Origin of the sequence: Streptomyces prunicolor NBRC 13075 (genome assembly GCF_000367365.1) — a bacterium.
Lineage (GTDB): Bacteria > Actinomycetota > Actinomycetes > Streptomycetales > Streptomycetaceae > Streptomyces > Streptomyces prunicolor.
This window is the reverse complement of record NZ_BARF01000193.1, coordinates 1-1,312: the sequence shown is the minus strand read 5'-3', so window position 1 is coordinate 1,312 and position 1,312 is coordinate 1. Positions and strand designations below refer to the sequence as shown.

Sequence of the window (1,312 nt, the reverse complement as noted above, 5' to 3'; positions counted from 1 at the left end):
GACCCGACTCAACCGGCTCGGTGTGCAGGCGTTGTCGTCGGAGTTGGGCCTCGAACTGCTGGACGCGGCTCAGCGGGTGGATGCGGCGTTGGTCGCGCCGGTCCAACTGGATCTGGTGGCACTTCGGGAACAGGCCCGTGCGGGAACGGCGGTGCCGTTGCTGGCCGGCTTGGTCCGTACGCCCGGCCGTACGGGACGCACGGGCGGGGGCGGTTCGCTGGCGGCGCGGCTGGCCCAGGTCGGGCCGGAGGACTGGGAGCAGGTGACGTTGGATCTCGTAACTGCTCAGGTGGCGGCGGTACTTGGGCATGCGTCGGCGTCGTCGCTGGACCCGGGGCGGGCGTTCAAGGAACTCGGCTTCGACTCGCTGTCCTCGGTCGAACTGCGCAACCGGCTCGCGCAGGCGACCGGCCTCAAGTTGCCGGCGACGTTGGTCTTCGACCACCCGACCGCAACGGCCGTGGCGAAGTTCCTGGTGAACCAGGTTCCCGGGACTGAATCCAAGGCCACTGTCGCGCCTGCCGTACGGGTTCCGGCGCGACGGCGTGCGGACGTGGACGAGCCGTTGGCGATCGTGGGCATGAGTTGCCGGTACCCGGGTGGTGCCTCGTCGCCGGAGCAGTTGTGGGACTTGGTGGCGTCGGGCCGGGATGCGATCTCGGGGCTGCCGGGCGACCGTGGCTGGGACCTGGAACGGCTCTACAACCCGAACCCGGAGCAGTCCGGCACGGTCTACACGCAGGGCGGCGGTTATCTCGACGACGCCGGTGACTTCGACGCGGGCTTCTTCGGGATCAGTCCGCGTGAGGCGTTGGCGATGGACCCGCAGCAGCGGCTGCTGCTGGAGGGCGCGTGGGAGGCACTGGAAGACGCCGGCATCGACCCGGGCTCGCTGCGGGGCAGCGACACCGGCGTGTTCTGCGGCGCGGTTGCCTCCGAGTACGCGGGTGGAGCCACCCCCGACCTGGAAGGTTTCCGGCTGACCGGCACGACCACGAGCGTGATATCCGGGCGGTTGAGCTACACGTTCGGATTGCAGGGCCCGGCGGTGTCGGTGGACACGGCATGCTCGTCGTCCCTGGTGGCGATGCACCTGGCCGCGCAGGCACTGCGCAACGGCGAGTGCTCGCTGGCCCTGGCCGGTGGCGTGACGGTGATGTCGGGTCCGTTCCTGCTGGTGGAGTTCTCGCGGCAGCGCGGCCTGTCGCCGGACGGCCGCTGCAAGTCGTATGCGGAAGGCGCCGACGGGACCGGTTTCTCCGACGGTGTCGGCCTGGTCGTGATGGAGCGCCTGTCGGACGCCCGACGTCTC

1 protein-coding gene is annotated in these 1,312 nt (G+C 70.2%); it reads left to right on the top strand.

All coding sequences use genetic code 11. The annotated features are described in order from the left end of the window. The coding region (locus SPR02S_RS58770; RefSeq protein WP_019065509.1) for a type I polyketide synthase at nucleotides 1-1,312 on the top strand (1,312 nt) is incomplete at both ends.